Origin of the sequence: Pseudoalteromonas sp. P1-9, assembly GCF_001399975.1 — a bacterium.
In the GTDB taxonomy this organism is placed as follows: Bacteria; Pseudomonadota; Gammaproteobacteria; order Enterobacterales; family Alteromonadaceae; genus Pseudoalteromonas.
The window spans coordinates 138,459-165,388 of record NZ_LKBD01000001.1 but is presented as its reverse complement, the minus strand read 5'-3'; the positions used below and the strand labels follow the sequence as shown (position 1 = coordinate 165,388).

Below are 26,930 nucleotides of genomic sequence, written 5' to 3'. Positions count from 1 at the left end.
CTCTCAAAATTTAAAATGTGGATAACTCAAGATCGAATTAGTAGGGATCTGATCTCAACCAAGTTAGGATCCGATCTTAATTAACACGATCTAAGTAATTCCTTAAAAATTTGTACAATTACAAAGCGTTACCTTAGTAAAAACCTGATCTAAACGACCTTTTTTGTGAATTACGCTGTGCATAAACTGTACATTAACGGTGAATATAAAAACTAGTCAGTAAAAGGCTGATCTCGCTGTAGATATAGAACGGATCTTTACCAAGTATAAAGTCGATCCGAAAAAAAATAATAAAATGATGTTTTACATACAGTTAGATCAACTATTCACAGCTCTAGTCTTTAATACCTTAGTATTTAACCACCTTTAAACTTATTTCTTATTCTTTAAGTAAAATTATAACGCAATAAAACTGTATTTTTTTCTTTCAATTAAAACGATGTCGTCATAGAATAGTGAAAACAGCAAATTTAATGGACATTTGCATATTACACGTAAGTGTTAAGGTTTAGCTATGACAATCACTCAAAATGCGTTAAGTACCTATAAGCTATTAAAAGCCACTGCAAAAGTAGCTGAGGAATCTCTTGAAGGGCGTATTCAACATTATCGCGCTCATATTAAGACAGATGAAAAAGAATTAAGAACGTATACGCAAAAAGCAGCTGCGGACTTATTAGGATGCAACAACCGCACGCTTAAACGTCGTCATGACCAAGGCGATTTTGACCACCTTGATATTAAGAAAGGGGCAAATGGTCATTATGCTTATACACTAAGTAATATTTATCAAATGGCCGATATCTTAGGTATTCCCGCAGATAATCGCGCTGAAGGTGATAAATTACAAGTTATTGTTGTTAACTCCTTAAAAGGTGGCTGTGGTAAAACCACAAGTCTCGTTAATATTGCTGCTGCATTAGCAACAACAAATATTAAACGCTATCGCATAGGTATTATTGATCTTGACCCACAAGGATCCTCTACAAGCTTCTTTCCACCAGCAGAACCTGAGCCAATTACCGTTGGCGATCTGATGCGTGATTGTATTGATCTTGAAGACGGTGAGACATGGGCCGATGTAGTATCAAGTGCATTTGCGCCAACGCATATTCCAAATATTCGCTTTTTACCGTCAGGTATGGACGACTTCTACTTTGAGCACGAAACTGCAACAGAGCTAAAAGAAGGCAAAGGGTATGAAGAATCACAGCATTATCATAAGTTGCTCGATAAAGTGATTAAGCCCGTTGAAGATCAATTCGATATTATTTTGATCGACACAGCACCATCACTTAACTTTATGTTTTACAATGCATTAATGGCATCAACATCGATGTTAATACCGGTTCACCCAGAAGCGGTAGATTTTGACGCTAACAACAAGTACTTAAAGCGTTTAGGTGAAATTTATCATACGGTTGCGGCATTGGGTCACAATGGTTGGGACTTTATGCAGTTCTTGGTAACTAACTATGTTAAAGGCAATCACTCACAGCGCGATATTGTTAAAGATGTGCGCAGTGCGTTTGGCCGTCAGGTGATGAGTTATCCGATTAATCATAGCTCTGCAATTACCGCAAGTTCCTCGTCTTTCAATACAATTTTCGATCAAAAAACATCTGACAGTCTCGCCAGTCGCGAGTCTTTAATAAAATCACAAGAAAACATCAAAGATGTGGTTGATGAACTAGAAATGTTGATCCGTTCAAACTGGTCGTCAACACAATGTCAGTTAGAAACAGCTTAATTTAGGTTTTACAATGGCAAAGAAACGTAAGAATGATACTCGCATCGATCCATTTGCAACAACAGTGGAGTCGAGCAGTTTAGACGCTTTATTAGAAAACGCACAAGCCGGTGATCAGATCACTATGCCTGCACCATCGGATCCTAACCGTGAAATTAAACTGTACTGCAAACTGATCAAAAATGCAGATATTGCAAAAAGTACAGACGTTTATGGTAAAAACCGCCGTGTACAAGCGTTACTGAACGAAAAGTCAGTCGCTGACATTATTACAAGCATCAAAAGTGATGGCCGCAACCAACACCCTGCCCTTTGTTGGCAACAAGGTGAACAAGAAGTGGTACTGGCAGGATCGCGTCGTCGTAAAGCTTGTATGATCTCTGGCAGTGATTATCTGGTACTCAGCTCGCCAGATTTTACAGATGAAGATGCAAAAATTTTAGCGGTGTCATCTGATCAGTACATAGCGCCAAGTTTATGGGAACTAGGCCAAGCTTACGCACAAACAAAACACGATCTAATTGCTGAAGGGCGTAAAGGCTCTTACCGCGAACTGGCTGAAATTGAAGGTGTTTCGCACACAGCAATAGCTGATGCATTGAAAGCCTATGAAAAACTGCCACAAGAAGTATTATCGCTTTACCCTACTGCAAACCATGTAGGCCGCGAAGTCGCTAAAAAGTTAATTGATGCCCGCGAAAAAGATCCGCAACAATTTGCAGAAAAAGTGGCTGACGTTAAACAGCGTTTAGCTGAGCTAGCGCTTGATACTGATGATAAAACAGCTCTAGCAATTACTCGTGAATTAACGTACGCAGAGCCAGTTAAATCAAGCGCTCGTCAAAATATCGATATGGGCAATAGCTACATTAGCGCGCAAAAACACGAAAAGAGCGGTGATGTTGTGATTAAAATTGATAATCGCGTGCTGACCGACAAACGTTTAGAGCAATTAACTAAGCTACTTGCTAACTTTAACTAGGTTAGTTGCTAGCGTTAACCAAGTACGACTCGCAATAACGAGTAGTCACTTACACTAAAAGCGTGTTTACAGCCCTGTAAGCGCGCTTTTTAATGTCAATTTTTAACCATTCGCTAATCGATATCATAAATTCGTCATAAATCGCCAGAATTCGCTTTGCCCGCAAGCTAAATAACCATATACTGGCAGAATTATTGATTTTTTATAGCCCCGATATGTCACAGCGCTTGTCAAAAAACGATTTACTCGCCTTATTTGATGAAATAAAAAACGAGGAGCTGGCCAGTTTTCCACTTACTGAGTCATTCTTAAAACGTTTTTTTAAGCCTGCTGTGTTCAATAAAGCGAAAGACTACCTTAGTCATGACCTTGTCTTATGGCGTGAAGCCAACGAAGGCTTTAAATCAATCAATGGCGAAGTGGCTAACCAAGAAGGCGAAACCTTCTACCCACAAGCAACCATCAAACAAATTAATGGCCAACCTAAAGTAACCACATCGTGTTCGTGTCGTTTAGGGCAAAAATGCGAACATATTGCCGCAGTGTTCTTATCATTAAAAACTGAGCACTCGGGTGAATTTGGCAAAAATTACTTACTGCATGACTGGTTTACGCGGTTAGAATCGCTTAAATCTAAATCTGAAAAGCACGCGCCTAATGTATTGTTATTTAGTTTAGAGAAAAGTGGCGACGACATCGTGTTATTGCCCAAAATTGCTCCGCGTAGCGAAAATCAGTACGGATTAGGTCGTGCACTTACGGCAAAACAATTGAGCTCACAGGTCACACCAAAAGATCTCGATGAAAAAGATTTTCGACTATTTAGTTGGATCCGATCGCAAAATACGTTAGGTAAACTGACGCTACATGGTGAATGGGGCGCGTTGGCACTGGCAAAGCTCGTTGAAACCAAACGCTGTTATTGGGGCGATGAGCGCACTCCGCTTAGCTTAATTCATAAAGAGCCATTGGCTATAGATTGGCAAGAAAATGATTTGGGTGCTGAGCTTAAATTAAGCATTAATACTCACCAAAATTGGGTATTAGTGCCGACTACTCCACCCTATTTTGTTGATTTAGAAACAAAACAAGTTGGTGAAATAGATACCAGTCTTGCCAGTGATGAAATGAGCTTATTACTGACCATGCCTGCGGTTGAAAAAAATAGTTATGCCCAAGCGCAGGATAAACTTAATGGTTTGTACGGTTTTGGTTTTGTGCCGTATTTGGTTGATAGCGACAGCCAATCAACCACCCCACAGCCTTGCTTACGTTTTGAATTAGTGGACGAACTGCCAACACTGGCGCTTAGTTTTAATTACAAAACAGCCGTGCACAATGGTGCATTTGAAAACACGTGTATTAATCAGCTTAACAACTATGGTTTAGAGCTTGTTTCTAGCGAAGCTAATACCCGATATTTTCGTTTTCCACCGGCCAATGAAAACCAGGCGCAATGGCACTGGTTTATCAATGAAGTATGCGATGAACTGAAGAACCATTTGTGGAAAGTAAGTGAGCCGACTAAAAAGTTACATATGCCGTCAGAGGCAAAGTTAGTTGCCAATTTATCGCGTGTTGCAAATAACAAACTGCAACTTGATGTTAATTTCTCGGTTGATCAGCTGGTACTTGATTTTAATTTGTTACGAGAAAAAGCGGCGTTAATCAATAACAAAGCGAACAAGGGCTATTACATAAATTATCACCAAGATCGCTGGCTTGTGGTAAGCCGCAGCGATGCGCTAAACCTAAAACAGGTGATTGACCAGTATTATGGTGAAAAACGCTGGCCCAAGCGTTTTACCTTGCCATTGTCGGCGCTTACGTTGCTGCGTGTGTGCGATAGTGCAATGTTTATCATCGAAGATAAGCAACTATCAGAGTTGTTTTATCTAGAGCACAGTGAGAGTAGTCTTACAGCGAGCTTACCAAACGGGCTAAACGCTACGCTACGCGACTATCAGTTAAAAGGTCTAGCTTGGCTACAGTTTTTAGAGAAACACGGTCTAGGCGGCATTTTGGCTGATGATATGGGCTTAGGTAAGACTATTCAGGTACTTAGCTTCTTACTCAGCCAAAAAGAAGCAAAACGCAGTACTTTGCCTAGTTTAATTATTTGCCCAACCAGTTTGGTAAACAACTGGCTGCTTGAAGCTGAAAAGTTTACACCTGATTTAAAGTTGGTTGCCGTTCAAGGCGCGAATCGTAAAAAGCTGTTAGCTAAAGCAGCAACGGCCGATGTGGTCATAACCAGCTTCCCATTGCTACTGCGCGATCATGAACATTATTTGCAGATGCACTTTGGCAATATTATTTTGGATGAAGCGCAAACCATTAAAAACTACCAATCAAAAGTATCTCGCTTTGCGAAGTCACTAAAAGGTGATTTTCACTTGTGCTTAAGCGGCACGCCGGTAGAAAACAATTTATCTGAGCTTAAATCGTTGTTTGACTTTGCTATGCCGGGTTTACTTGGCAGCACCGCGTACTTTAAAAACCATTTCCAACAACCCATTGAGAAAGAAAATAACGCATATCGAGCCGAGCAATTAAACGACATTATTGCCGGATATGTACTGCGCCGAACGAAAGCGGAAGTTGCTAAAGAACTTCCAGCTAAGTCGGAAATGGTAAAAGTGATTGAGCTTTGCGATAGCCAAAAATCACTGTATCAAAAAGTCAGTGAACAAATTGAATCAAAAGTTAAATCGATATTTGAAGCCGGTGAGCAACAAGCTAGTAAGTTACTGTTTTTAGAGTCGTTATTAAAACTTAGACAAATATGCTGCGATCCGCGATTAATCAGTAAGTCTACCGATCCAGACGAGGCAATTAACAGCGCTAAATTAAACTATTTAGCTAATACACTGCCTGAAATGTTAAAAGAAGGGCGAAAAGTCATTATTTTCAGCCAATTCACCAGCATGCTGTCGCTTATTGAGCAAAAGCTTAGTGAAATTGGCATTGATTACAGCCTACTAACAGGCCAAACTCGCCACCGTCAAAAAGCCATTGATAAGTTTCAGCAAGGCGATGTGAGCGTGTTTTTAATTAGCTTAAAAGCCGGTGGTACAGGGCTTAATTTAACCGCTGCCGATACCGTAATTCACTACGACCCTTGGTGGAACCCAGCGGTTGAGCGCCAAGCAACCGATCGCGCTTATCGTATTGGCCAAGATAAACCTGTTTTTGTTTATAAACTGATTTGCCAAAACAGTATTGAAGAAAAAGTACAGCGCATGCAGCAAGAAAAAGCCGCATTAGCCGAGCGCTTTTTCGATAGCAATAGCCACGGTTTTTCTGATTTTAGTGAACAAGATCTACTGCAATTAATTGGATCGTAATTTTTTTAAATAAATTTGAACTTAACTAAAAACGGTAAGTCTATTACTACAGATGACATGTTGACTTTGCTGTTGTTGTCTCAATCCATCCCTGGATTAAATGATTTCCCGTTGATTACTAAGTTAGTAATTTTTGGCCAGCCCCATTAAACAATGTGGCTGGCTTTTTTCATTTTATTTGGTCAAAATAGTTTCAAATAATAAAAATTGCGTCATCAAAGGCATACACAATGCGCTGGGAAGATATAAAACGCTATCAAGTAATTGAAGCGCTTTTATTATGGGAAGGTAAGCTAAATGCTCGCCAACTCATGGATTACTTTGAAACGAGCCGCCCCACGGCACAGAAATACATTTCAGAATACAAGCAGCTTAATCCAACTGGATTTGAGTTTGTGAGCCAGCAACGTGCACATATTGCCAATGTCGATTTTACGCCGCAATTTATTGATTCAGAATTCTCAAGCTATCACGCGCTGTTTAATACTCAAGGCGAGCAGGCTGTTACATCACTTGTTGAAACATTACCGCAGGTACACCGCAATATTAGCCCGCAATTAGTCAGGCCTATCCTGCAAGCAATTCGCTATCAACTACGTTTAGATATTGGCTACATTTCACTTTCGAGCCCTGAATTTGAAGACCGAATTATTCAGCCCCACAGCTTAGTGTTTGACGGTACACGTTATCATGTACGTGCATTTTGCGAGAAAAACCAAGATTATCGCGATTTTGTGTTGTCGCGTTTTTCGGGGGAGTTTGTATTTGAAGGAGAAGCTACATTTGACGAAGCGCATGATACGCTGTGGCAAACTGAAGTTACGCTCGTGGTGTGCCCGGATCACCGTTTAACTGAGTTGCAAAAAAAGGTGATTGCACACGATTACCAAATGACAGAGCAAAAGTTAGAACTTAAAACTCGCGCCGCCTTGTTAAAATATTTGCTACAACATTTACGACTGGATATTTACCAAGCTGCCGCTGAGCAACAGCAAATCGTGATAGACTCTGAATGCCGAAAACAGCTTGCACCATACATTAATTAACCTGAACTCGGGTTAATTAGTTCTAAACGCATATTAAAAAGCCATAAGTGTTAAATATGGGATCATTAATATACCAACAAAAGTAACTGCACCCAGAGCGTTACTCTGAAATAAGGCTAAAAGCTGCTGATTTCGGGCTGTTCTCGCTTCGGAACATTGTTTTACTAACTCTGAAATTTGGTACTCTTTTACAGCGCTTTTTATTAATTGCTGCTCTACTTTTAAGAGTTTTTTATAGCCGTTTTGTGCGCTTAAAAAATTATCTAATGTATTCATAATAAAGCCTTTTTATAATTCAATTCGTTTGCTTAAGGTTATTAAAGCCAACTTTTATTTAAAAATAAATAGACCGATTTTTGACCTGTAAAAGATGTTTACAGATCACTTTTTTACTAGCCAATAAACCACTTTTTTACTTACTCAATGGCAATCTGGGTGTAAAAAAGTTTTACAGGTAGTAATGTAAATAATTGATTTGTATGCGGCATAAATGGCAAAAAAGGTATACTAATCACGTCTTTTCAAATAGGAATCGCTTATGCAAGCCTTGTTAAACCAACCTGAAATAGTGATCACAGCGTTTTTATGTCTTTTTGTGGTGTTTTTAGTGACTATTTTGGTGACTGTAGGTCGTTCTAAAAACAAAATCGCCTTGCTACAAGCCCAGTATTTGCAAGAAAAAGCAGGGTTGGAAGAAAAATTGGCGGACCTTACAAAAACCTCAGATCAAAATTTTACCAACTGGCAGCAAGAGCAAGAACGCACCAATCAGTTGCGTATTAAATACAGTGCATTGCAAACAAGACTTACTGAGCGTGAACACAGCTATCAGCAGCAATTAGCGAGCTTGCAAGATGCTAAAACCGAACTTAAAAAAGAGTTTTCATTGCTTGCTAATCAAATATTTGAAGAAAAAGGACAAGCGTTTAAATCGTTAAACCAAGAGAGTGTGTCTAACTTACTGAAGCCAATGCAAGAAGAGCTCAGGGGCTTTAAACAAAAAGTTGAAACCATTCATAGCGAAGAATTAAAACAGCGCTCAGAACTAAAAACAGAACTTGTGCATTTACAAAAATTGAATCAAGCCATTACTTCACAGGCTGAGCAACTTACAACTGCATTACAAGGACAAAAGAAAACCCAAGGAAATTGGGGCGAATTAATGCTAGAGAATGTACTAGAAAGTGCCGGACTTAGGGTTGGTGAAGATTACCAACGCGAATTTCATGTTAAAGCTTTAGAAGGAAATTACCGACCTGATGTGGTGGTGTTTTTACCACAAAAGCGTCATTTGGTCATTGATGCTAAAACTTCGTTGAATGCCTACACGCAATATGTGAATGCAGACAATGAACTGGTTGCAGAGCAAGCATTAAAACAACATGTAATGGCCGTAAATGCACGCATCGAGGAACTTGCAAGTAAAGGATATGACAAACTACCAGGCTTAAATTCACCTGAAGTGGTGATTTTATTTATGCCAATTGAATCGGCCTATGTTGAAGCATTGAAATACCAACCTGACCTTTATCAACGTGCTATCGAAAAGAATATTTTAGTGGCTACGCCAACGACCCTGTTAACAAGCATGAATATTGTGCGCCAATTATGGCGTTTTGAAGAGCAAAGTAAACATAGTGCTGAACTGGCGCAGCGTGCAGAACGTTTTTATACTAAGCTAAATGGCTTTTTAACCAGTATGCAAGGCGTTGGTAAAACTCTTGATAAAGCAAAAGAAGGTTACGACCGTGCATTTGCTCAGCTTTACTCTGGCAAAGGTAACTTAATTAAACAAGCTGCTGAATTTAAAGAACTCGGCGTAGCTGTACAAAAAGAACTGCCAAAAGAGCTGATTGAGAAGGCCGAACTTGAACTTAACTTTGAGCAAAGTGAGTAAGTTTTGAAAGTAGTAAGGGGAAGTGTAAATCCCCTTTACAGTGTTAAATGGTTTGTCAAAACCACCAAAAATGTGTCATTTTCAGTAAATAACCTTGTTGTTGAAAATTAAACTTTAAATGTAATTTCTGGATTTTTGAAACGCAAAGGCCAACAAACAGGCTTCGTCAAAAAGCACATTAATTTTATACTCACTCTTTCTAGTAGTAACTCAAAGGATTGAAAATGAAACACTTCACAGCCCTTTTATTAGTTGGTTTTTTCTTAACCGCTATCAACCTACACGCAAATGATCGTCAGCTCAGTAACGCTTATAAAAATCAGCAAAGTGATATACAAGTTAAAGGTTCAGGAACTGTGTTGCGTGTTTTGCCTGATGATAATAATGGCTCAAGACACCAAAAATTTATTTTGCGTTTGGCAAGTAAGCAAACCCTACTCGTTGCGCATAATATTGATTTAGCGCCGCGTATTACGAACTTAAAAGTGGGTGATAAGGTAGAGTTTTACGGTGAATATGAGTGGACTAAAAAAGGTGGCGTGATGCACTGGACACACAGAGATCCGCGAAATAAACATGCTCATGGATGGCTTAAACATAAAGGCAAAGTTTACGAGTAAAAGACTTGAAAATAGGATTAATCACGAGCTAATGTATTGTAAACGCGAGATATTATGAGTATATCTTGCATATTAGCTAGTTATATACTTGCTTTTTTTAAAAGTGATTTTCATCGGTTTTGACTACAAACACCTTATCATTTGATAGATATTTATTTCACTAAAGGAGTTGTGAATTATGGATAGCTTTACAAAATTTGAACTTGTAATGATAGGCTTAACAGCTTTACCAGTACTTATTTATTTTTGTTCACCTCTGCAATCGCTGTTTGAAAAGGCCGCTCGTGGTGGAGGTGTGTCTATTGTGGTGTTACCTTTTTCTTTATCATGGATCTTAAGTGGTTATGCCGCTCAAAGTGATATTTTTAGATATGTTATGTTGAGTTTTGGCTTCTGTTTTTTCACCGTATTCTATGGCGCAGGCGTGGCTTTACTTTTAAAAGAGAGACGAAAACAACACACACAATAAAAATGCAAACTATGTAACTGTGTTGGTTTAATATCAAACCTTACTCGTTTTGGGATTGTTCTAGTGCGCGAAACGCTTGCTTTAGTATATTTATAATAACTTGGCTGTTAGGTTTGAACGATAAAATGGAGCAAACCTAACAGCACAACAGGCATGAAATAGTATAAAGGGGGTTTACACTTCACCTGCTAGTTAGTGGAACCCGTTTAATCGATTTTAACTTCACCTTTTACATTATCGATATTTAAATCGCCAGAACCATCGTCTTCAACAATCAATCCACCCGCACCGTTTACGGTAATATCGCCAGAGCCGTCATCTACTTTAACTGTACCCGTAACATTTCTAACAAGTAAATCACCTGAACCGTCTTCAATGGTGACTGCACCTTTGGTGTTTTCAACCTGGGTATCACCCGAGCCATCGTCAATTTCAACGTCACCTTGAATATTGCTGATGTAAAGTGAGCCAGAGCTGTCGTCGACGTATACTGATTTACCGCCATCAATGGTTAAGTCACCAGAGCTATCGTCTACCTTAATGGTGTTACTTAAGCCGTTGATTGTAACATCGCCAGAGCTATCATCGAGTTTGAGAGCCAGCTTGCTTGGCATGGTGATGACAAGGTCGATGCTATGCCCTTGGTTGATGTGAATACGCAAACCATCTTGAATATCGTGTATTGCAACGAGTTTTGCAGTATCACCAGATTGGGTTAGTGCAAGTTCGTAATTTAGATCTTCGCTGGTATAAATGTCGGCATTCACTGTAATTTTATCGCTGCTGTCTGAGCCTATAATTTTAAGTGAGCCAGCACCGGTTTCGGCGATAAGTGTAGATAATTGACTTGCATTTAGCACTAATTCTCGCTCGATGTGAGTATTCGCAGAATTAGTGTTTCCACTGATATGCACAATACAACCTGAAAGAAGTGTTGCCATGGCAATTGCTGAAAGTGTTTTATACATTATGTTCCCTTCTAATGAATTATTTTTATTATTCATTGTCGCGTTGAGTGACTAATAGCAATTTAAAGCAATCACTAGGCCAAAATTCAACTCATTGAATAATATAGTTTTATTCTTATTTAATAAAATAAAGAAAACAATCAAACGAATTGTTAGTCATTTTTGCTATTCGAACATTGTCATTTTGACCAACTTTGCGCGTTCACGTCATATTTACTGTATTGAATGTTTTTTAAAAGTGTCATTTATCTTTCATATTTGTTGGCTAATTTTATCGCCGAATAACAGCTCCAAATATAAGAGAATATTGTTATGACAAATACGATCCGCGCTGGACGTCGAAAGTTTTATGACGATGAGCATTTTGCCGGTGGCATTGAGCGTTCTGGTTTTTTTACTATTTCAGAGGCTAATTTTTTAGTTGAATACGGTGACACATTAAATGGGTTAAGCGCAGGTAATTTAAATCCTGAATCTGCTGCTGAATCGGAATTTGTGGCCTGTATACAGTCTAATATTGTGTCTAACAGCTATGAAGTAAAGCTCTGGCGAAAATACATAAAAGCGGTTCACAGCGTGACGCACAGAGCCAGTGCGAATAGTTCACGTACTGAACAACATTATTCATTTGAGGGATATGATGAAGCGTAGTTTGCAACAAGATAGCTATTTAGAAAAAACAAAAGTTGGCCGAAAATCAAAGCGCGATAAGCCGAAAGCCAAATTTGATAACAAAAATAAGCGTAAAAAGTTTGATGATTATGATTGGGATGAGCGCGATTAATAAAAGCGCTTAATCTTTGATGATAATTGCGGCCAGAGTTAGCTCTCTGGCCGCTCTTATTTAACGTGGCGTAAACTCAGGTTTTAGTAAACCAAAGCACGTTAAATCGTGATATTGGTTTTTCCAAAAACCACTTGCGCGGCGGACCCCTTCTTGTTTAAAGCCAAGCTTTTTAAGTACTGATTCTGATGCGCCATTACCCAGCATGGTATCAGCCTGAATACGATATAATTCATCAAATGGTGAGCTGTCTGAATAAGCCAGTGTAATAATCGCGTTTAGCGCTTCAGTGGCATACCCTTTCCCCCAATGATCACTAGCAAATTCATAACCAATCACTGCATTGTGCATTTTTGAATTAAACGAATTAAAACCACACGTGCCAATTAGCTCGCCAGTTTCTTTGAGGCGAATAGCCCAACGAATGCCCTCTTGCTCTTTAAATCGTTGATTAAAGAAATTTATTAAATCAAGAGATTGCTGCTTGGATGTAAACGCTTCAATATTATAAAACTTAACCACAGCTTGATCTGAAAAAATTGAAAATAACCTATCGTTATCATCAATTGTCAGTTTGTTTAGTGTTAATCGTGCAGTGTCTAAATTTGGAAATTGTAGTTTAGTTTGCATTAGTACTCCTTGTTACTCTCGAACGGGTTACGCTATTTGAATGAGCAAAATAATCCACATTGACAGCACTGAAATCACGGCACCCCAAAACGTTAACATGCGATGTAGTACATTGTTGTAGGTAAGGTGTACAAAGGCCTGTAAAGTTCTAAAAGTAACAAAACTCCAAGCCAAAGTGAGTGCTAAGCCATTCGTAATTTCTAGGCTCACAAACAAGGTAGAGACAACATAAAATAATACCGGTACTTCGAACATGTTGTTAAAACAACGCGTTGATGTGGTTAATTTTTCGGGTACGTCTTGGCCTTCCATCGTGCGATAGTATTTAATTTTCACACTGCCATTTTTAACGCTTTTAATACGAGTAGTAACGGCCACAATACCAACGGCAAACGTTAATATAACCATTCCAAACATTGCATAGATCATACAGAGCCTTTTATTTGTTTAATTATTTAATTCTGATCTGAAAGATCGTTTATCTTACTTATCCTAGCTCCTTTTGTAACACAGAGGTGGCTACGAAATACATCGCTTTTTACTGTGAAACACTATTGATATTCAATGCGATATGTATTTTGAATAAAATCAGGAAATTATTGGAGGGCTTTGTATATCCATGTGATTTAAATTTTCGAGGTTTAGCGTCAGTTACAGTAATTCCGTTATACACGTTTATAGCTTAATCATTTCGTCACACTTCTTTCATACACTGCGCTAAAAAGTCAGATTTCTTATTGTTTATGCGTATTTTATTTGTATCTCGAAATAGCAGTCATGCTAAATATTACCGAAAATTGGTAAGCAAGCTGAACCTAGACGCGCAGCTTCATGTAACTGGTTGGCCGCGTTTAGGGGCGTTGAAACACACAAAAAATTTGGCGAATTTTGATAGTAATGAAATGTTAGCGCATCATTTATTAAGGAAAAAAGCGCGTCATCCCGCATTATTCTCATCAAAGCTAGTTTGTCAGGTATTTCGTGGGTACTTAAAAGTAATTGAAACGTTACGCTTTTTGAAGTTTATTGATTTATTCCAAGCAGAGCAGCCCGATAAAATGGTTGTTTGGAACGGTAAAAAGCTACCAAATCAAACTGTGGTATGCGCCGCTGAATCTTTAAATATTCCGGTGATGTTTTTTGAAAATGGCTTAGTACCTAACACCACATGCTTAGATCCCAAGGGAGTGAACTACTTATCAAGTTTGCCAAAGGTGCCAGAGTTTTATTTAGAACGAGAGCTTTCAGGGGTTGCGCTCGCAGCGATAGAACAAGCGAAAAACCATAAAAATCGCACTAGCGATAGCGCGGAAGTAGCCCTTCCTGAACATTATGTTTTTGTGCCATTTCAAGTACCAAACGATACCCAAGTAGTGGTTCATTCACCTTGGATAAAGAGTATGGAGCAGTTGTTTTGGCAAGTGATGCACGCGATTGATGAGTTGCCACAAAGCAACCTTAAAGTGGTATTTAAAGAGCATCCTAACTGGCCCAAAAAATTCACGCATTTACATAAAGCCCATGATAAAGCGATGTTTGCCAATGGGGTAAAAGCGTCTGAATTGATAAAACGGGCTGAGGCGACAATTACCATTAATTCAACCGTTGGATTAGAAACCTTGCAGCTAGGCGGTAAGCTTATTACGTTAGGTAATGCCTGTTACGCTCTACCTGGCATGGTATTACCTGCTAATTCGCAGCAACAACTTGTTGAACAATTGAAAGAAATAAACAGTTGGCAACCCAACACACGGTTAATTGAAAGTTTTCTTGATTATGTAAACGGGGTTTACGCTATTCCACAAGCATGGCGTCGTGCCGATAAAAAACACATCAAAGCGATAGAAGCTAGAATTCTAGGAGCCGATGAGTTTTCGTTACAAAATCAATAGTTTTAAATGGATACAAAAAAGGGCAACAGTATTATTGCCCTTTCATTAAAGTTAAAATACGAAGTCTATACCCATAGTGATTGTTCTGGAATCACCATGGTATGCCCAACCCGTGGCTTCATCACCTTGATCCACAAACGTATCATATTGGACTTTAAATGCTACATTTGAATGGAAGTCATATCGCAAGCCATAACTCAGCATATAGTGTTCTTCTAAGTCTTCAGTCGGAACATTGGCACGTTCATGATCTGCTTTTGAGTATGAGATATAAGGTTGAAATTCATCAATGTTATAAACCACAGAGATTAAGTAAGTTGGGAACTCTGTTCCTACAGCATCATCGTATTCCACATAGTTCATATCAAAAAGAATGGTGAAATCACTTATATTTACTTGTCCGCCAAAGCCTATAAACTGCTGTGAGAATGGTGTGTATGGACTGATGCTGCCATCTTGTTGAATGGTTTCCCTATCTCTGTCATTTTGAAAGTAAACAAAACGCAAATCAAAAAAATCACCCGACATATTCCAATTAAAACCAGCGATGTCTGTCCAGTACTCATTTACTGTCCGTGCATTACCACCATAGAGCTTATCGTAATACAGCATTTCGACATTATCGTCTGAATATTCGTTACCATAAAAAGCGGTTATGGTGTTGGAGTAGTCACCGAGCTCGAAGCTATACATGGCATGTGCACCATCAAATTGAGTGACTTGCCACCAATATAGGTTTGAAGGAGGACGCATCCAAGGATAGGCATACCCCACCTCAGCATATTCTGAGAAGTAGTACATAGGAATGTTGCGTCGTCCAGCCATAAAAGTCCAGTCTTCGTTAGCTTGGTAAGTAACGTAATACCAATCAAACTCTGGATTAAAGTCATCCACGCCTTTTGCTACTAGCTGTGCCGTTACCGACAGCTTATTGTTAAATTTGTAGATACCTTGTACCGCAATAATCGATTCAGCTTTAAATGTGAGGTCGTTTGTATATTGACCTACATCGTAAAAATCTGCGGTAAGAATCTCATCTCGGGTTTGTCCAGGGTTCAGTGGATCATCCACAGTACCCAGGGTTTTACCTGCGATAATCGAACCATATCCACTTATATTTAGTTCTGCACTTGCTGATTGTGAAAAGATAACCAGTAATGCCGACGCGACCAGTGAAAGCTTTTTCATATTATCTCTCCTCAAAATGTAGCTACGACTTTTACATCGCTTGTTACAGCGCTTGCATCTAAATAGCCGATTGCATCAGGGTTAGAGGCGATGCTTGATATAACGGCGGCGTTTGAGTCCATTTCCTGAGGGGGCGTTCCCTTACCTGTAAATAAAATCTTTGACCAATAAGCCTTAACTTGGCTACTCGATTTACCCAGTACTTTTGAATTAAATTCTTCAGTCGCGGGATCACTGTAGTTGGCACTAATTAAAATCGCAGAGCGACCATTAGTATAACTTTTTGTTTTTCCTAAAAAGATCTTTTTGATTGTACCTTGATCAAAGGTTGAATCATTGGTTGGATGAACAACAACCGCAACATCTGCGATTGCATGAGACATATTCATTAATGCCATTGTGGATACTACACAAACAACTTTCCACGTTTTCTTTGGAGAAGGTAATAACATAGTTAATCCTTATTATTGCTGCGCTAAGCGTTATACATAATGCATAACGATACTCAAAAAGTAGTCCTGCTTGTGCCTATTATCAAGAAATAGAGGCTAATTTTGAGTGAAATATGCCCGCTGAAACGTGCTTCTTTAGTATTTATGGCTTAAGTAGCTTTGCACCAGATTAATACAAAAAATCAATGAGAGGTGTGTTTGAGCTGTAAATGGGGTTTACGGATTTCACCTTTCTCTAGCTGGAGTTTTTGGCTTTCCATGTTATAGGTATTTAGTTTTTCTATTTAAATTCAGCCGTTAGATGAATTTATTTAATGTTCAATGCCGCTTGTCACAAATTTGTTGCTTCTTTGTTGTTCATTTGTAATTCTTTTTGAAAAAGGGCAGGAAATAATTACAACAAGGATAAGCAATGAAACATTTTTTTGCGTTAGCTTTGACAGCGCTGTCACCAATGTTTGTTTATGCGCAATCATCGGATGCAGAATTAATGCAACAATGGCTGGATCTTGAAAGTCAAAAGGGCAAACTTCAACTCAGCTGGCAGGCCAATGAACAAGCTCTAAAAAATCAATTATCACTTTTAAAGCAAGAGAAACAAGCGCTTAATGCATTACTCAAAACGGCAAATGCAGCACGCAGTGAGGTCGATACAAAACGCCTAGCCTTAACTGAGCAACAACTTGCTTTTGAAAAAAGTCAACAAACAGTCGATGCTGCATTAAAAAATGCGCACCTTTTCGTCAAACGAATTACTCCCCTACTTCCGCCACCGTTACAAAACGATTGGCAAACTAAAACAACCCAAATTGAACAAACCGAGCTACCAAATAGCGAAAAATTAGAACGCTTACTGAGCATGTATAAAGCGGCTGATGAATTTAATCATCGTATAGCAATACACAATACCAATATGCGTTTACCGTCAAGTGAGGGCAATTCCGAGCGTTTAGTTAATCAAATTTACTTAGGCCTGTCACAAGCTTGGTATATCAGTGATGATGGTGAGTTTTACGGTATAGGTCGCGTTGAACAATCCGGCTGGCAATGGCATCACGGGGCAGCTGCAAAACAGCTTATAGGTCCAAACATCGAAGGCTTATCAGCTGATTTGCTAGCAATCAAAGCTATGCTTGAGAAACCGACTAATGCATCATTTATAAAGGCGCCATTGGCAATTGCAAGTATTGATAAGGAGCGTCTATGATGGTTCGTTTAGTAAGCTTACTTCTGTTGCTATTAAGTACAACGGCCTTTAGTGAGACAAATGTTAACCAACAACTGCTTGAGCGAATTGCTAAATCAAAGCAACAGTTGATTTCCATTGAGAAGCAAATTAATCAACAATCGCTTTCTTATCAAAAACAAATAAACCAAGCACTTAACGATGTTAAAGCGCTTCGTGAAAAAGCATCTGCTATACAACGTGTAGCTGATGAGCAAATTTTGAGTGTTGAACAACTTTCACAGCGTGTTGAAAAATGGCGTGCACAAGATAATTATCAAAAGCTACTTTTACAAAGTTATTTCGAACAAAATGGCACTCCACTTGGCCAGTTTACAAACGCTCATGGTGAAGTGGTAATCAGTGAAAACGTTTTTAATACCTTACAAAACCAACTCGTCGATGCGCTTGTACCACGTTGGCAACCATCAAAAGTAGTGGATGAATCTGGTGAGATAGCACATTTTAATGTGCTTGAAATGGGCCCAATTTCGCTTGCTTACAACCAAGAACGAGCGCTGGGAGGTCTTGTTGAACAGCATATCAATCAAGCAATCCCAAGTTTAGTCAAGGGGGTTTACAGGGAGAGTGAGGTTGCTCAATTAGCGCAGCTTAATCAAACAGGACTTGGTACTGTAATGTTTGACCCAACCCTTGGCAATGCGTCAAAGCTGCAAAATAAACAACAAGGCATTATTGAACACATTAAAAAAGGCGGTGTTTGGGCCTTACCTATTTTGTTTTTTGGTGCGTTATCATTTGTCGTGGCAATGATTAAAGCGATACAGCTGTTAAAGCTGCCAATCGTTAAATCAGATCTTACAGCACGTTTATCAAGCACTTACGAACTTCGCGGTGCGGAACACCAACTGGTTGAAATTGCCAAAAATTACCCTGTTTCAAGCCAACGTGACGACCAGCTAGTGGCGTTTTTAATGAAATATCGCTACCAAGTCGAGAATTACCTAGGTGTTGTAGCCACTTCGGCAGCGATTGCGCCTTTACTTGGTCTACTGGGAACGGTATCGGGCATGATCAACACCTTTATGATGATGAATACCTTTGGCACAGGAGATGCGGCAACGGTTTCAGGTGGAATCTCAGAGGCGTTAGTAACCACAGAGTTAGGTTTAATTGTTGCCATTCCGTCGCTGATTTTAAGTGCATTACTTAGTCGAAAAGCAAAAAGCCATAATACAAAACTTGAAGCAAATGCGATTCAGCTCAGTAAATATGAGTTTTAAAGTATGGATTTTTCGATTTATTTAAAACTTTTTAGTAACGCTGTGGTTTGGGCTCTGTTGGCAGTTGCCATCTTCAGTTATGGCAAGTTGTTATCGCTGTTGTTCTTTATTAAGCCCTCTCAAGCATGGTTAATGCGCTGTAATTATTGGGTTGCAGCACTAAAAACCTTACTTGCTGCTCTACCTTTGCTGGGGCTACTTGGCACCATTAGTGGACTATTGAGTACCTTCAATTTTATGTCATTGAATAATGGGCTCGATATGCAAGAGATGGTAAGTGGTGGTATCGCAAGTGCAATGTACACAACACAACTAGGGCTGGTATTTGTTGTGCCAGGGTTACTGCTTCATACCTTATTGAAAAGCAAAGTAGCAACTTGGCAGGTGGAGGCTGTATGCGTTCGTTAATAGAGCAAAAAATAGAAGACAGTAAAAGCCAAGAAATTGACTTAGCACCATTATTAGATGTGGTGTTTATTCTGCTTATCTTTTTCATTGTTACCACAGTATTTGTCAAAGAAACCGGTGTGGAAGTTGATAAACCCAGCGCCGTTTCCAGCCAACAATTACAAAAGTCGGTGCTTATGCTTGCCATTACTGACGCAGGGCAAGTGATGTATGCCGGTACAAATATCGGGGTGGCAGGCGTCAGAGCCACTTTAATGCAAGCGAGTAGGACTAAACCGCGGCCATTAGTTATTCAAGCGGATAAACGCGTGCCAACAGAATTATTGGTAAAAGTAATTGACCAAGCAAAGTTGGCTGGGGTTGAAAATATCAGCTTAGCGACACAGGTGAAATGATGACGATGGTAAGTCAGCCTCAACTAACACCACAATCACTATTTTGCACAATTGCTCCATGGAGTATTAGCTTATTTTTGGTCGTTGGGCTTGTCAGTGTATTGCATTGGTTAAAACAAACACCGGAGCTTCCCGAGGCGACGCTCGCAGTGCGAAAATTGGATGTTGCATTGCCTGCGCCGCCGCCTCCACCGCCTCCGCCTATGAAAAGCACTTCGCAAAGTAGTGAAGCATCACAAACTAGTTTAAACATTGCGGGCTTAGGTGATGGACCACAGATAAATTACGCGGATAAACCGAAAATGACATTGCCTAAAGTGCAGTCGTTGGCACTGCCTGAGTTCACCATGGACGCCAAAATGATACAACAGCGTCTAGCGCTTGATATGCCGCTGATGGCAGTAGAGAAACTTGATCAGGTGCCACAGGTTGTGAAGCAAAAGTACTTTCCTCCACCGTTGTCAATTCGGCGCAAAGGCATCAAGCGAGTTTCAACAGAAGTTGAGCTGATAATCGATCAAACTGGTAAGCCTTATATTAAGCGAATCACCGATCCCGTGTACCCAGAAATGGTCGAAGTGATCCGAAATTGGGTAGAGCATGCACGTTTTAGTATTCCAAAAAAAGATGGCCAACCCGTGCAAGCAATTTATTTATATGGCATTCATTTTAATTACGGCAGATAAACAATGAATAAACTAACCCCCTTATTTTTTGCTTCGTGCGCTTTTATTGCTGTGAACAGCTTGCCTAGTAACGCAAGTAATTTAACCAGCAAATTTAAAATTGAAGTAGAACAACCAACATTTGTACTGCCACAATTTTCAGGACCTTATAGCGAAAAAGAAGCCAATATTGCGCCTGAAGAACTTGAAACAGCCGAGCGTCTGCGCGGGTTATTAGAAAGCGGTGACAAGCAAGCAGTGTTAAAAGAGCTGGAAGCGTTTTACGATATCGAACTGAGTGTTGCCATGCTGGTGTTAAAAGCACAGCTTTATTTCGCCTTAGAAGATTATGAAAAGGCAGAAAAAACATACCTTGCTTCACTTACAAGAAGTCCGCAGTTAGTTAGAGCGCACAGTGACCTAGGGCAGCTTTACTTAATCAAAGATGATCAACACAAGGCACGAGAATATTTTGCCAAAGCCATAGCGCTGGGGGCTAATGATGCGGTGGTGTATGGTCAGTTGGCATATTTAAACTTAACGCTGCACGGCCCTTACTCAGCAATTAATGCTTATCAACAAGCTTTGGCAATCGAACCTGCACAAACGCAGTGGCAGCAAGGATTATTTGTTGCGCTCACGCAGGCAAAAATGTACCAAGCAGCGGCTGCCCTGTTAAGTGAGCTAATTGCAAAATCACCGAATGACAGCAAGTTATGGCTTAATCAGGCGATTTTATCGCTTGAACAAAACGACTCTCGTGCCGCACTGGCATCGCTAGAAATGGCCATTTTACTAGGTGATAAGCGTGAAACTAACTTAAAAACAGCAGCACAGTTGCATTTACAACAAGACAGTTTTGAGCGCGCGGTGGAGCTGATTAACACCCATTTATCACAATATGATTTGGATTTAACCAGTTTAAATACATACCTGACTTGGTTATCACAACGTAGCCTTTGGCAACAAAGTAAAACCATTTTGGCATCTCTTGAAAACAAGCTTTCAACCTTTGATGGGCAAACCAAAAGCGTTATTTATTTGCATAAAGCCATACTGAATAGTGAAACAGCAAACCTCAATGCAGCTGACAGGGCATTTAAATTGGCATTGGATGCCAACCCAAATCATGGACAGGCATTAGTTGCCTATGCCGATTATTTAATTGATAGAAAGTCATTCACCCAAGCAGAAACTTTATATTTACGTGCAGAAGCACTAAGAGACTGGCAAAAGCAAGCAATGTTAAGTCGCGCTCAACTGTATGTCGATATTCAAAAATACGATGCGGCTCTGACCGTTTTAAAAAGTGTGACAAGTCGTTTCCCTGAAACACGTGGTATTTCAGAGCAAATAGCCTTGCTTGAAAATATTATTGTGACAAAAAAACAACAAGCAGAAATTTAAGGAAGAACAATGAAAACTAAAATGTGTTTATTTATCGCTGCTATTTCTTTGGCAGGCTGTCAGTCAACATCAACAGACAATGAGTTTGTATGCAGTACTCAAACTGATTGGCAGCAGTTAGGATTGACGACTGCGCAAAAAGGAAAAAGTGTGCGTGCTTTTGATAAGTATAAAGCACAGTGTGGCGAAGCGTTACCGCCAAATGCGCAAGATCTCTACCTTGATGGCTTTACTGCGGGTATTAAAGAGTATTGTACTTATGAAAATGGGTTTGAATTAGCGCAAAAAGACATTGAAAACCCAAATGTGTGTCCATTTGAAATCCGCGCAGAGTTTGATAAAGGCTACAAGATTGGCTACCTCGATCGCCGTGAAAAGAAAGAAAACGCGGACTATGCTGAACGCGAATTGGAAAGAAGAGCACTACAAAACCGAAATGGACAGTCTTCTACAGGACAATAGGATAAGAGCTTATTATGAATAAACACCTTGTTTTAATATTGGGTATTGCAACTTTATTGGGTTGCAATACCACCACAAGCCAAGTTGAATGCGATAACTCAATAGATTGGTTGTCGCTTGGTAGTGAAGTGGCCCTTGCTGGTAAATCGGTGCGTGAGTTTGATAAATACAAAGCAAGCTGCGGTGATGGTTTACCGAGTGATGCGCAAGCATTGTACTTGGATGGTTATACGGCAGGTATTAAACAATATTGTAGTTATGAAAATGGCTTTAAACTCGGTGAAAAAGGCATTCCTGATCCGCAAATATGTCCATTCGAAATTCGTGCAGAGTTTGATAAGGGTTTTCGAATCGGCGCGTTAGAACGTCGAGAAAAGCAGCAAAATAGAGAATTAGCAGAGCGTGAAAAAGACCGAGCGCTTATTTCATCAGACTCAGCTATGTCGTCTGTTGGTAGCTGAAAACCTATATTAATGACTGAACCAAAGATTAAACGCTAGCGATGGCAGCGTTTAATCTCTTCAACAAGTGCTTTGGCAAGCGGTGAGACTGAACTCATTTTTTTGGTGATTAACATCACAGGGATTTGATAGTGATACTTCTCTGGGTGAATTGCTTTAAACAGTCCTTTATCAACCCAGTAATTAGCGTAGTGCTCTGGTAAATAGCCAATAAAGGCGCCTGATAATATCAAATGCGCAATGCCTTCATCGTGATACGCGGTTGCACTATTTTGATAATTAAGACCATCGTTGCGTACTTCTTTATCGCGCATATAGTTTGAAGTAATCACTTCGGCTTGTTTCAACAATTTGTTTCGCTCATTCGGTTTACAGTCAAAAAGAGCATGCCCTTTGGCGCAATATAGATAGTTGGTTTCATTATGTAGTGGGAAGTAATCTAAACCACGCAAATGATGGCGACTTACGCCAAGCCCCACTAGCGAGCGACCATTTACTACTGAGGTTTCTACTTCCCTCGCCTCGCATACATTGATATCAAATTGAATGTTATCGCTTTTTTGTTTTAATTCGCGAATCACCTCACTAATACCACAGCGCGGATCGCTTACCATGGTATCAATTACCGAAATCGTTACACGGCCTGATAGTTCATTTTTAGAGCCTGCCACTGTGGTGGCGAACGCTTCGCACTGCTGCAGTAATTCAAGGCTTGCCTGGTATGTAATACGGCCAGGCTCAGTCAGTTCAAACCCGCTGCGCCCGCGTTTACATAGTTTGATGCCAAGGCGTACTTCTAAATCTGATAAATGCGAGCTAATGGTCGAACGGCCAATATTCAGTCGCGACTCTGCGGCAGAGAGGCCACCACACTCCACAATTGCAACAAATATGCGCAATAGGCGCAGATCGACGTCATGAATTTGCATCTTTTTCAGCCTTGTTTTTAGTTCGATCATATCGGAATAAGCGTCGATAATTATGCATTTATAAAACTTGGGTCGCAAGCTAACATTACTGCAATTGATTAATCATCACAGTTAGATGAATAAAACGTTAGGAGACAACAATGACGTTTAAATACGGCGTAGATCGCCTGAATATTGATATTGTAAATGGCATTTCCGATGGCAGTGTTACAGCAGAGCTTTGCCAAGAAGCGATTGATAAAATTAATACAAGCCGTCAACGCGTTGACAAAATGGCTGCATCAGACAAAGCCGTTTACGGTATAAACACTGGCTTTGGCCCGTTGTGTGATACGCAAATCACCCCAGCAGAAACAAATCTATTACAAAAAAACCTGCTGATCACGCATGCTGTAGGTGTAGGCAACCCAATTGCTAAATCGATTTCTAAACTAATGCTTATCACTAAAGTGCACGCGTTAAGTCAAGGTTTCTCGGGTATTCGCCTTGAAACCGTTGAGCGTATGCTGAAGTTCATCGAACTTGATTTAATTCCTGTCGTACCTGAGCAAGGCTCGGTGGGTGCATCGGGCGATTTAGCGCCATTATCGCACTTATTCTTACCACTTTTAGGTGAAGGCGAATTTTGGGTAGGTGATGATATAGTACCTGCGGCAAAAGCCCTTGCTGAGAATGGGCTAGAGCCAATGGATCTTCATGCCAAAGAAGGTTTAGCGCTAATTAATGGCACTCAGTTTATTTTATCGCATGGTATTACTGGTCTAACTAAGATGCGTTACCTGCTTGACCTTGCCGATGTTGCAGGTGCAATGAGTATTGAAGGTATGCAAGGTAGCCAATCGCCATTTAGAGAAGAGCTACATGCTATTCGTGCCTTTGCAGGCAATGTTGAAGTGGCAACACGTATGCGTCGTTTATTTAAAGACTCGCAAAATATGGCGGATCACACTGATTGCGACCGCGTACAAGATCCATATTCATTGCGCTGTATTCCGCAGGTGCATGGTGCATCACGCAATGCATACAACCACTTAAAAGAGCTGGTTGAAATCGAAATGAACTCGGTCACTGATAATCCAATTGTGATCAGTGAAGAAGAGGCGATTTCGGGCGGTAGCTTCCACGGTCAACCGCTGGCAATGGCACTTGATTATGCGTCAATTGCAGCTGCTGAGCTGGGTAACATTTCAGATCGTCGCTGTTATTTACTGCTAGAAGGTTTACATGGTTTACCGCGTCTACTCACTACATCAGGTGGCCTAAATTCTGGTATGATGATCCCGCAGTACACCACGGCGGCACTTGTGACAGAAAACAAATCACTGTGTTTCCCTCCGTCAGCGGATAGTGTGCCAACTTCTATGGGTCAGGAAGATCACGTTTCTATGGGCAGTATCTCAGGCCGTAAACTTAACCAAATTCTTGGTAACCTTGAGAAAATCTTCGCAATTGAGCTAATGTATGCAGCGCAAGCCGTTGATTTTAGACGCCCTAATACATGTTCAGATATTATTGAACAAAATCATGCGCTCATTCGTACTAAGGTTGCGAAATTAGAAGAAGACAGACTATTAAAGCCTGATATTGATGCCATGGTTGAGTTTGTAAAATCTCAGGCATTTACTGTTACGCTTAATTAAGGAGCACTGACATGAACTTACAAGAATTTCAACAAAGCATAAAACAGGGTATCCCAAGCGAACTGCCTGCACCTAAAGCATATCCTGCAGGCGCTAACCGTGCACCAAAGCGTAAAGATATTTTATCGGTTGAAGAAAAGCAGCTAGCGGTGCGTAATGCACTACGTTATTTTCCGAAAGAATGGCATGCTGAACTTGCCGAAGAGTTTGCACAAGAGCTAAAAGATTTTGGCCGTATTTATATGTATCGCTTTAAGCCTAACTATGAGCTAAAAGCACGTTCAATTTCTGATTACCCTGCAAAATGCGAGCAAGCCGCTGCGATCATGTTAATGATCGACAATAACCTTGATCCAGCAGTAGCACAGCACCCTGAAGAGCTGATTACTTATGGTGGTAACGGTGCGGTATTCCAGAACTGGGCGCAGTACTTACTCGCCATGAAGTACCTAAGCGAAATGGAAGAAGACCAAACGCTTCACATGTACTCAGGTCATCCAATGGGTTTATTCCCTTCTTCAAAAGATGCACCACGAGTAGTTGTAACTAACGGTATGATGATCCCAAATTATTCAAAGCCGGATGACTGGGAAAAATTCAATGCGCTAGGTGTAACCCAATATGGCCAAATGACAGCAGGCTCATTTATGTACATTGGCCCACAAGGTATTGTGCATGGTACAACCATTACGGTGATGAACGCGTTTCGTAAAGTACTTAACAAAGGCGAATCACCAAAAGGCAAGATCTTCTTAACTGCTGGTCTTGGCGGCATGAGTGGCGCACAACCAAAAGCGGGTAACATAGCTAACTGTATTACTGTATGTGCTGAGGTGAACCCGAAAGCGGCGATTAAGCGTCACCAACAAGGTTGGGTTGATGAGCTGGTTGATAACATGCCAGATCTAGTTGCCCGTGTGCGTAAAGCACAAGAAAACGAAGAAGTAGTGTCGATTGCGTTTATTGGTAACGTTGTTGATGTATGGGAAAGCTTCTTAGCTGAAGATATTTTCATTCACTTAGGTTCAGACCAAACGTCACTTCATAACCCTTGGTCAGGCGGTTACTATCCGGTTGATATCAGTTATGAAGAATCAAACCGCTTAATTCGTGAAGAACCTGAGGTATTTAAAGAAAAAGTGCAAGCAACGCTTAAACGCCATGCAGATGCTGTGAACAAGCACACAGCAAAAGGCACCTACTTCTTTGATTACGGTAATGCGTTTTTACTTGAAGCATCTCGTGCTGGAGGCGATGTAATGGCTGAAAACGGCATCGATTTCAAATACCCGTCATACGTGCAAGATATTCTTGGCCCAATGTGTTTTGACTATGGTTTTGGCCCGTTCCGCTGGGTGTGTACTTCAGGTAATCCTGAAGATCTTGATAAAACAGATGCAATTGCGGCACAAGTGCTTGAAGAGATCATGGCGAACTCGCCAGAAGAAATTCAGCAACAAATGCAAGACAACATCACATGGATCAAAGACGCGAAAGAAAACAAATTAGTGGTTGGTTCACAAGCACGTATTCTTTATGCTGACTCGGAAGGTCGTATTAAGATTGCAAATGCCTTTAACGATGCCATTGCACGCGGTGAAATTGGTCCAGTAGTACTTGGTCGTGACCACCACGATGTATCAGGCACAGATTCACCATTCCGTGAAACATCAAACATTTACGACGGTAGCCGTTTTACTGCTGATATGGCTATTCACAACGTGATTGGTGATGGTTTCCGCGGTGCAACTTGGGTGTCTATCCACAATGGTGGAGGCGTTGGCTGGGGCGAAGTGATCAACGGTGGTTTCGGTATGCTACTTGACGGTAGTGAAGATGCCGAGCGTCGCCTTAAGTCTATGCTACTGTTCGATGTAAACAATGGTATTGCACGTCGCAGCTGGGCGCGTAATGAGGAAGCTAATTTTGCTATCAAACGCGAAATGGAACGCACTCCTAAGCTTAAAGTAACGCTTTCACAAAATGTAGAAGACGATATTTTAAATAAACTCGCGTTTTAACGAATGTTTGTATAAATAAAATAGAAATCAAAAGCGAGGCATTTGCCT

Annotated in this window: 27 protein-coding genes; 20 read left to right on the top strand and 7 right to left on the bottom strand. The window is 40.3% G+C overall.

The genetic code is table 11. The features are described from left to right. The first annotated feature begins 514 nt into the window (after positions 1 to 514). From AN214_RS00730 to AN214_RS00715, 4 genes are all read left to right on the top strand, one after another. Positions 515 to 1,750: an AAA family ATPase gene (locus AN214_RS00730; protein WP_054977978.1), complete on the top strand. Its 1,236-nt coding sequence runs from the start codon at positions 515 to 517 to the stop codon at positions 1,748 to 1,750. A 13-nt stretch (positions 1,751 to 1,763) separates the two neighbouring features. After that, the gene (locus AN214_RS00725; protein ID WP_010558443.1) at positions 1,764 to 2,732 is read left to right on the top strand and encodes a ParB N-terminal domain-containing protein; all 969 of its coding nucleotides are present in this window, start codon (positions 1,764 to 1,766) and stop codon (positions 2,730 to 2,732) included. Between the two features lie 194 nt (positions 2,733 to 2,926). Next, positions 2,927 to 6,079 (top strand): DEAD/DEAH box helicase, encoded by a 3,153-nt coding sequence (locus tag AN214_RS00720; protein ID WP_152960684.1) that lies wholly within the window; start codon positions 2,927 to 2,929, stop codon positions 6,077 to 6,079. A 230-nt stretch (positions 6,080 to 6,309) separates the two neighbouring features. After that, positions 6,310 to 7,125: a YafY family protein gene (locus AN214_RS00715; protein ID WP_054977976.1), complete on the top strand. Its 816-nt coding sequence runs from the start codon at positions 6,310 to 6,312 to the stop codon at positions 7,123 to 7,125. Between the two features lie 33 nt (positions 7,126 to 7,158). Here the strand turns inward: AN214_RS00715 and AN214_RS00710 are convergent, their stop codons facing one another. Beyond that, entirely contained in the window at positions 7,159 to 7,401 is a 243-nt protein-coding gene (locus AN214_RS00710; protein WP_054977975.1) for a hypothetical protein, read from the bottom strand. Between the two features lie 262 nt (positions 7,402 to 7,663). Here AN214_RS00710 and rmuC point away from each other — a divergent pair, with 262 nt between their 5' ends. The 3 genes from rmuC to AN214_RS00695 all read left to right on the top strand — a co-directional run bounded on the left by rmuC (position 7,664) and on the right by AN214_RS00695 (position 10,111). Next, on the top strand, positions 7,664 to 9,022 hold the full coding sequence (gene rmuC / locus AN214_RS00705; RefSeq protein WP_054977974.1) for a DNA recombination protein RmuC: 1,359 nt from the start codon (positions 7,664 to 7,666) through the stop codon (positions 9,020 to 9,022). A 224-nt stretch (positions 9,023 to 9,246) separates the two neighbouring features. Beyond that, positions 9,247 to 9,642 (top strand): DUF3465 domain-containing protein, encoded by a 396-nt coding sequence (locus AN214_RS00700; RefSeq protein WP_054977973.1) that lies wholly within the window; start codon positions 9,247 to 9,249, stop codon positions 9,640 to 9,642. Positions 9,643 to 9,820: 178 nt separating this feature from the next. Then, a complete protein-coding gene (locus AN214_RS00695) occupies positions 9,821 to 10,111 on the top strand; it encodes a hypothetical protein (protein WP_054977972.1) in 291 nt (96 codons plus the stop codon). A gap of 206 nt (positions 10,112 to 10,317) precedes the next feature. Here the strand turns inward: AN214_RS00695 and AN214_RS00690 are convergent, their stop codons facing one another. After that, positions 10,318 to 11,079: a hypothetical protein gene (locus tag AN214_RS00690; protein ID WP_054977971.1), complete on the bottom strand. Its 762-nt coding sequence runs from the start codon at positions 11,077 to 11,079 to the stop codon at positions 10,318 to 10,320. A 312-nt stretch (positions 11,080 to 11,391) separates the two neighbouring features. On the opposite strand from AN214_RS00690, the gene maoP reads away from it, so the two are divergent. Further along, positions 11,392 to 11,730: a DUF413 domain-containing protein gene (gene maoP / locus AN214_RS00685; RefSeq protein ID WP_054977970.1), complete on the top strand. Its 339-nt coding sequence runs from the start codon at positions 11,392 to 11,394 to the stop codon at positions 11,728 to 11,730. Beyond that, entirely contained in the window at positions 11,717 to 11,863 is a 147-nt protein-coding gene (locus AN214_RS22625; protein WP_161805645.1) for a hypothetical protein, read from the top strand. Before maoP ends, AN214_RS22625 begins: the two co-directional genes overlap by 14 nt. 60 nt (positions 11,864 to 11,923) lie before the next feature. Here AN214_RS22625 and AN214_RS00680 read toward each other — a convergent pair whose 3' ends face one another. Together AN214_RS00680 and AN214_RS00675 are read right to left on the bottom strand one after the other, a co-directional pair. Beyond that, positions 11,924 to 12,493, bottom strand: coding sequence for a GNAT family N-acetyltransferase (locus AN214_RS00680; RefSeq protein WP_054977969.1), 570 nt, complete (start codon positions 12,491 to 12,493; stop codon positions 11,924 to 11,926). A 27-nt stretch (positions 12,494 to 12,520) separates the two neighbouring features. Beyond that, positions 12,521 to 12,922 (bottom strand): MAPEG family protein, encoded by a 402-nt coding sequence (locus AN214_RS00675; protein WP_054977968.1) that lies wholly within the window; start codon positions 12,920 to 12,922, stop codon positions 12,521 to 12,523. Positions 12,923 to 13,236: 314 nt separating this feature from the next. Here AN214_RS00675 and AN214_RS00670 point away from each other — a divergent pair, with 314 nt between their 5' ends. Further along, on the top strand, positions 13,237 to 14,385 hold the full coding sequence (locus tag AN214_RS00670) for a hypothetical protein (RefSeq protein WP_082428443.1): 1,149 nt from the start codon (positions 13,237 to 13,239) through the stop codon (positions 14,383 to 14,385). Positions 14,386 to 14,436: 51 nt separating this feature from the next. On the opposite strand, the gene AN214_RS00665 is transcribed toward AN214_RS00670, so the two are convergent. Both AN214_RS00665 and AN214_RS00660 read right to left on the bottom strand, forming a co-directional pair. Next, positions 14,437 to 15,573: a porin gene (locus AN214_RS00665; protein ID WP_054977967.1), complete on the bottom strand. Its 1,137-nt coding sequence runs from the start codon at positions 15,571 to 15,573 to the stop codon at positions 14,437 to 14,439. 11 nt (positions 15,574 to 15,584) lie between these two features. Then, positions 15,585 to 16,025: a hypothetical protein gene (locus AN214_RS00660; RefSeq protein WP_054977966.1), complete on the bottom strand. Its 441-nt coding sequence runs from the start codon at positions 16,023 to 16,025 to the stop codon at positions 15,585 to 15,587. A 412-nt stretch (positions 16,026 to 16,437) separates the two neighbouring features. Between AN214_RS00660 and AN214_RS00655 the strand changes: the two genes are divergently transcribed. The 8 genes from AN214_RS00655 to AN214_RS00620 are packed head-to-tail and all read left to right on the top strand — an operon-like array spanning position 16,438 to position 22,292. After that, positions 16,438 to 17,232: a DUF3450 family protein gene (locus AN214_RS00655; RefSeq protein ID WP_054977965.1), complete on the top strand. Its 795-nt coding sequence runs from the start codon at positions 16,438 to 16,440 to the stop codon at positions 17,230 to 17,232. Then, on the top strand, positions 17,229 to 18,494 hold the full coding sequence (locus tag AN214_RS00650; RefSeq protein ID WP_054977964.1) for a MotA/TolQ/ExbB proton channel family protein: 1,266 nt from the start codon (positions 17,229 to 17,231) through the stop codon (positions 18,492 to 18,494). The genes AN214_RS00655 and AN214_RS00650 overlap by 4 nt, the downstream gene beginning before the upstream one ends. 3 nt (positions 18,495 to 18,497) lie before the next feature. Next, the gene (locus tag AN214_RS00645; RefSeq protein ID WP_054977963.1) at positions 18,498 to 18,902 is read left to right on the top strand and encodes a MotA/TolQ/ExbB proton channel family protein; all 405 of its coding nucleotides are present in this window, start codon (positions 18,498 to 18,500) and stop codon (positions 18,900 to 18,902) included. Continuing rightward, positions 18,890 to 19,297, top strand: a complete 408-nt coding sequence (locus AN214_RS00640; protein WP_054977962.1) for a biopolymer transporter ExbD — start codon at positions 18,890 to 18,892, stop codon at positions 19,295 to 19,297. Before AN214_RS00645 ends, AN214_RS00640 begins: the two co-directional genes overlap by 13 nt. Beyond that, a complete protein-coding gene (locus AN214_RS00635) occupies positions 19,294 to 19,983 on the top strand; it encodes a hypothetical protein (protein WP_152960683.1) in 690 nt (229 codons plus the stop codon). Before AN214_RS00640 ends, AN214_RS00635 begins: the two co-directional genes overlap by 4 nt. A 3-nt stretch (positions 19,984 to 19,986) precedes the next feature. Next, the gene (locus AN214_RS00630; protein WP_054977960.1) at positions 19,987 to 21,369 is read left to right on the top strand and encodes a lipopolysaccharide assembly protein LapB; all 1,383 of its coding nucleotides are present in this window, start codon (positions 19,987 to 19,989) and stop codon (positions 21,367 to 21,369) included. Positions 21,370 to 21,378: 9 nt separating this feature from the next. After that, positions 21,379 to 21,831 carry a DUF2799 domain-containing protein gene (locus tag AN214_RS00625; RefSeq protein WP_054977959.1) on the top strand — a complete coding sequence of 151 codons (453 nt, stop codon included), beginning with the start codon at positions 21,379 to 21,381 and terminating at the stop codon, positions 21,829 to 21,831. 14 nt (positions 21,832 to 21,845) lie between these two features. Further along, on the top strand, positions 21,846 to 22,292 hold the full coding sequence (locus AN214_RS00620) for a DUF2799 domain-containing protein (RefSeq protein WP_054977958.1): 447 nt from the start codon (positions 21,846 to 21,848) through the stop codon (positions 22,290 to 22,292). A 35-nt stretch (positions 22,293 to 22,327) separates the two neighbouring features. Here the strand turns inward: AN214_RS00620 and AN214_RS00615 are convergent, their stop codons facing one another. Further along, the gene (locus AN214_RS00615) at positions 22,328 to 23,221 is read right to left on the bottom strand and encodes a LysR family transcriptional regulator (RefSeq protein ID WP_054977957.1); all 894 of its coding nucleotides are present in this window, start codon (positions 23,219 to 23,221) and stop codon (positions 22,328 to 22,330) included. A 140-nt stretch (positions 23,222 to 23,361) separates the two neighbouring features. Between AN214_RS00615 and hutH the strand changes: the two genes are divergently transcribed. Together hutH and AN214_RS00605 are read left to right on the top strand one after the other, a co-directional pair. Next, positions 23,362 to 24,861 (top strand): histidine ammonia-lyase, encoded by a 1,500-nt coding sequence (gene hutH / locus AN214_RS00610; RefSeq protein ID WP_054977956.1) that lies wholly within the window; start codon positions 23,362 to 23,364, stop codon positions 24,859 to 24,861. A gap of 11 nt (positions 24,862 to 24,872) precedes the next feature. Then, positions 24,873 to 26,882 (top strand): urocanate hydratase, encoded by a 2,010-nt coding sequence (locus AN214_RS00605; RefSeq protein ID WP_054977955.1) that lies wholly within the window; start codon positions 24,873 to 24,875, stop codon positions 26,880 to 26,882. The last annotated feature ends 48 nt before the right edge of the window (positions 26,883 to 26,930 follow it).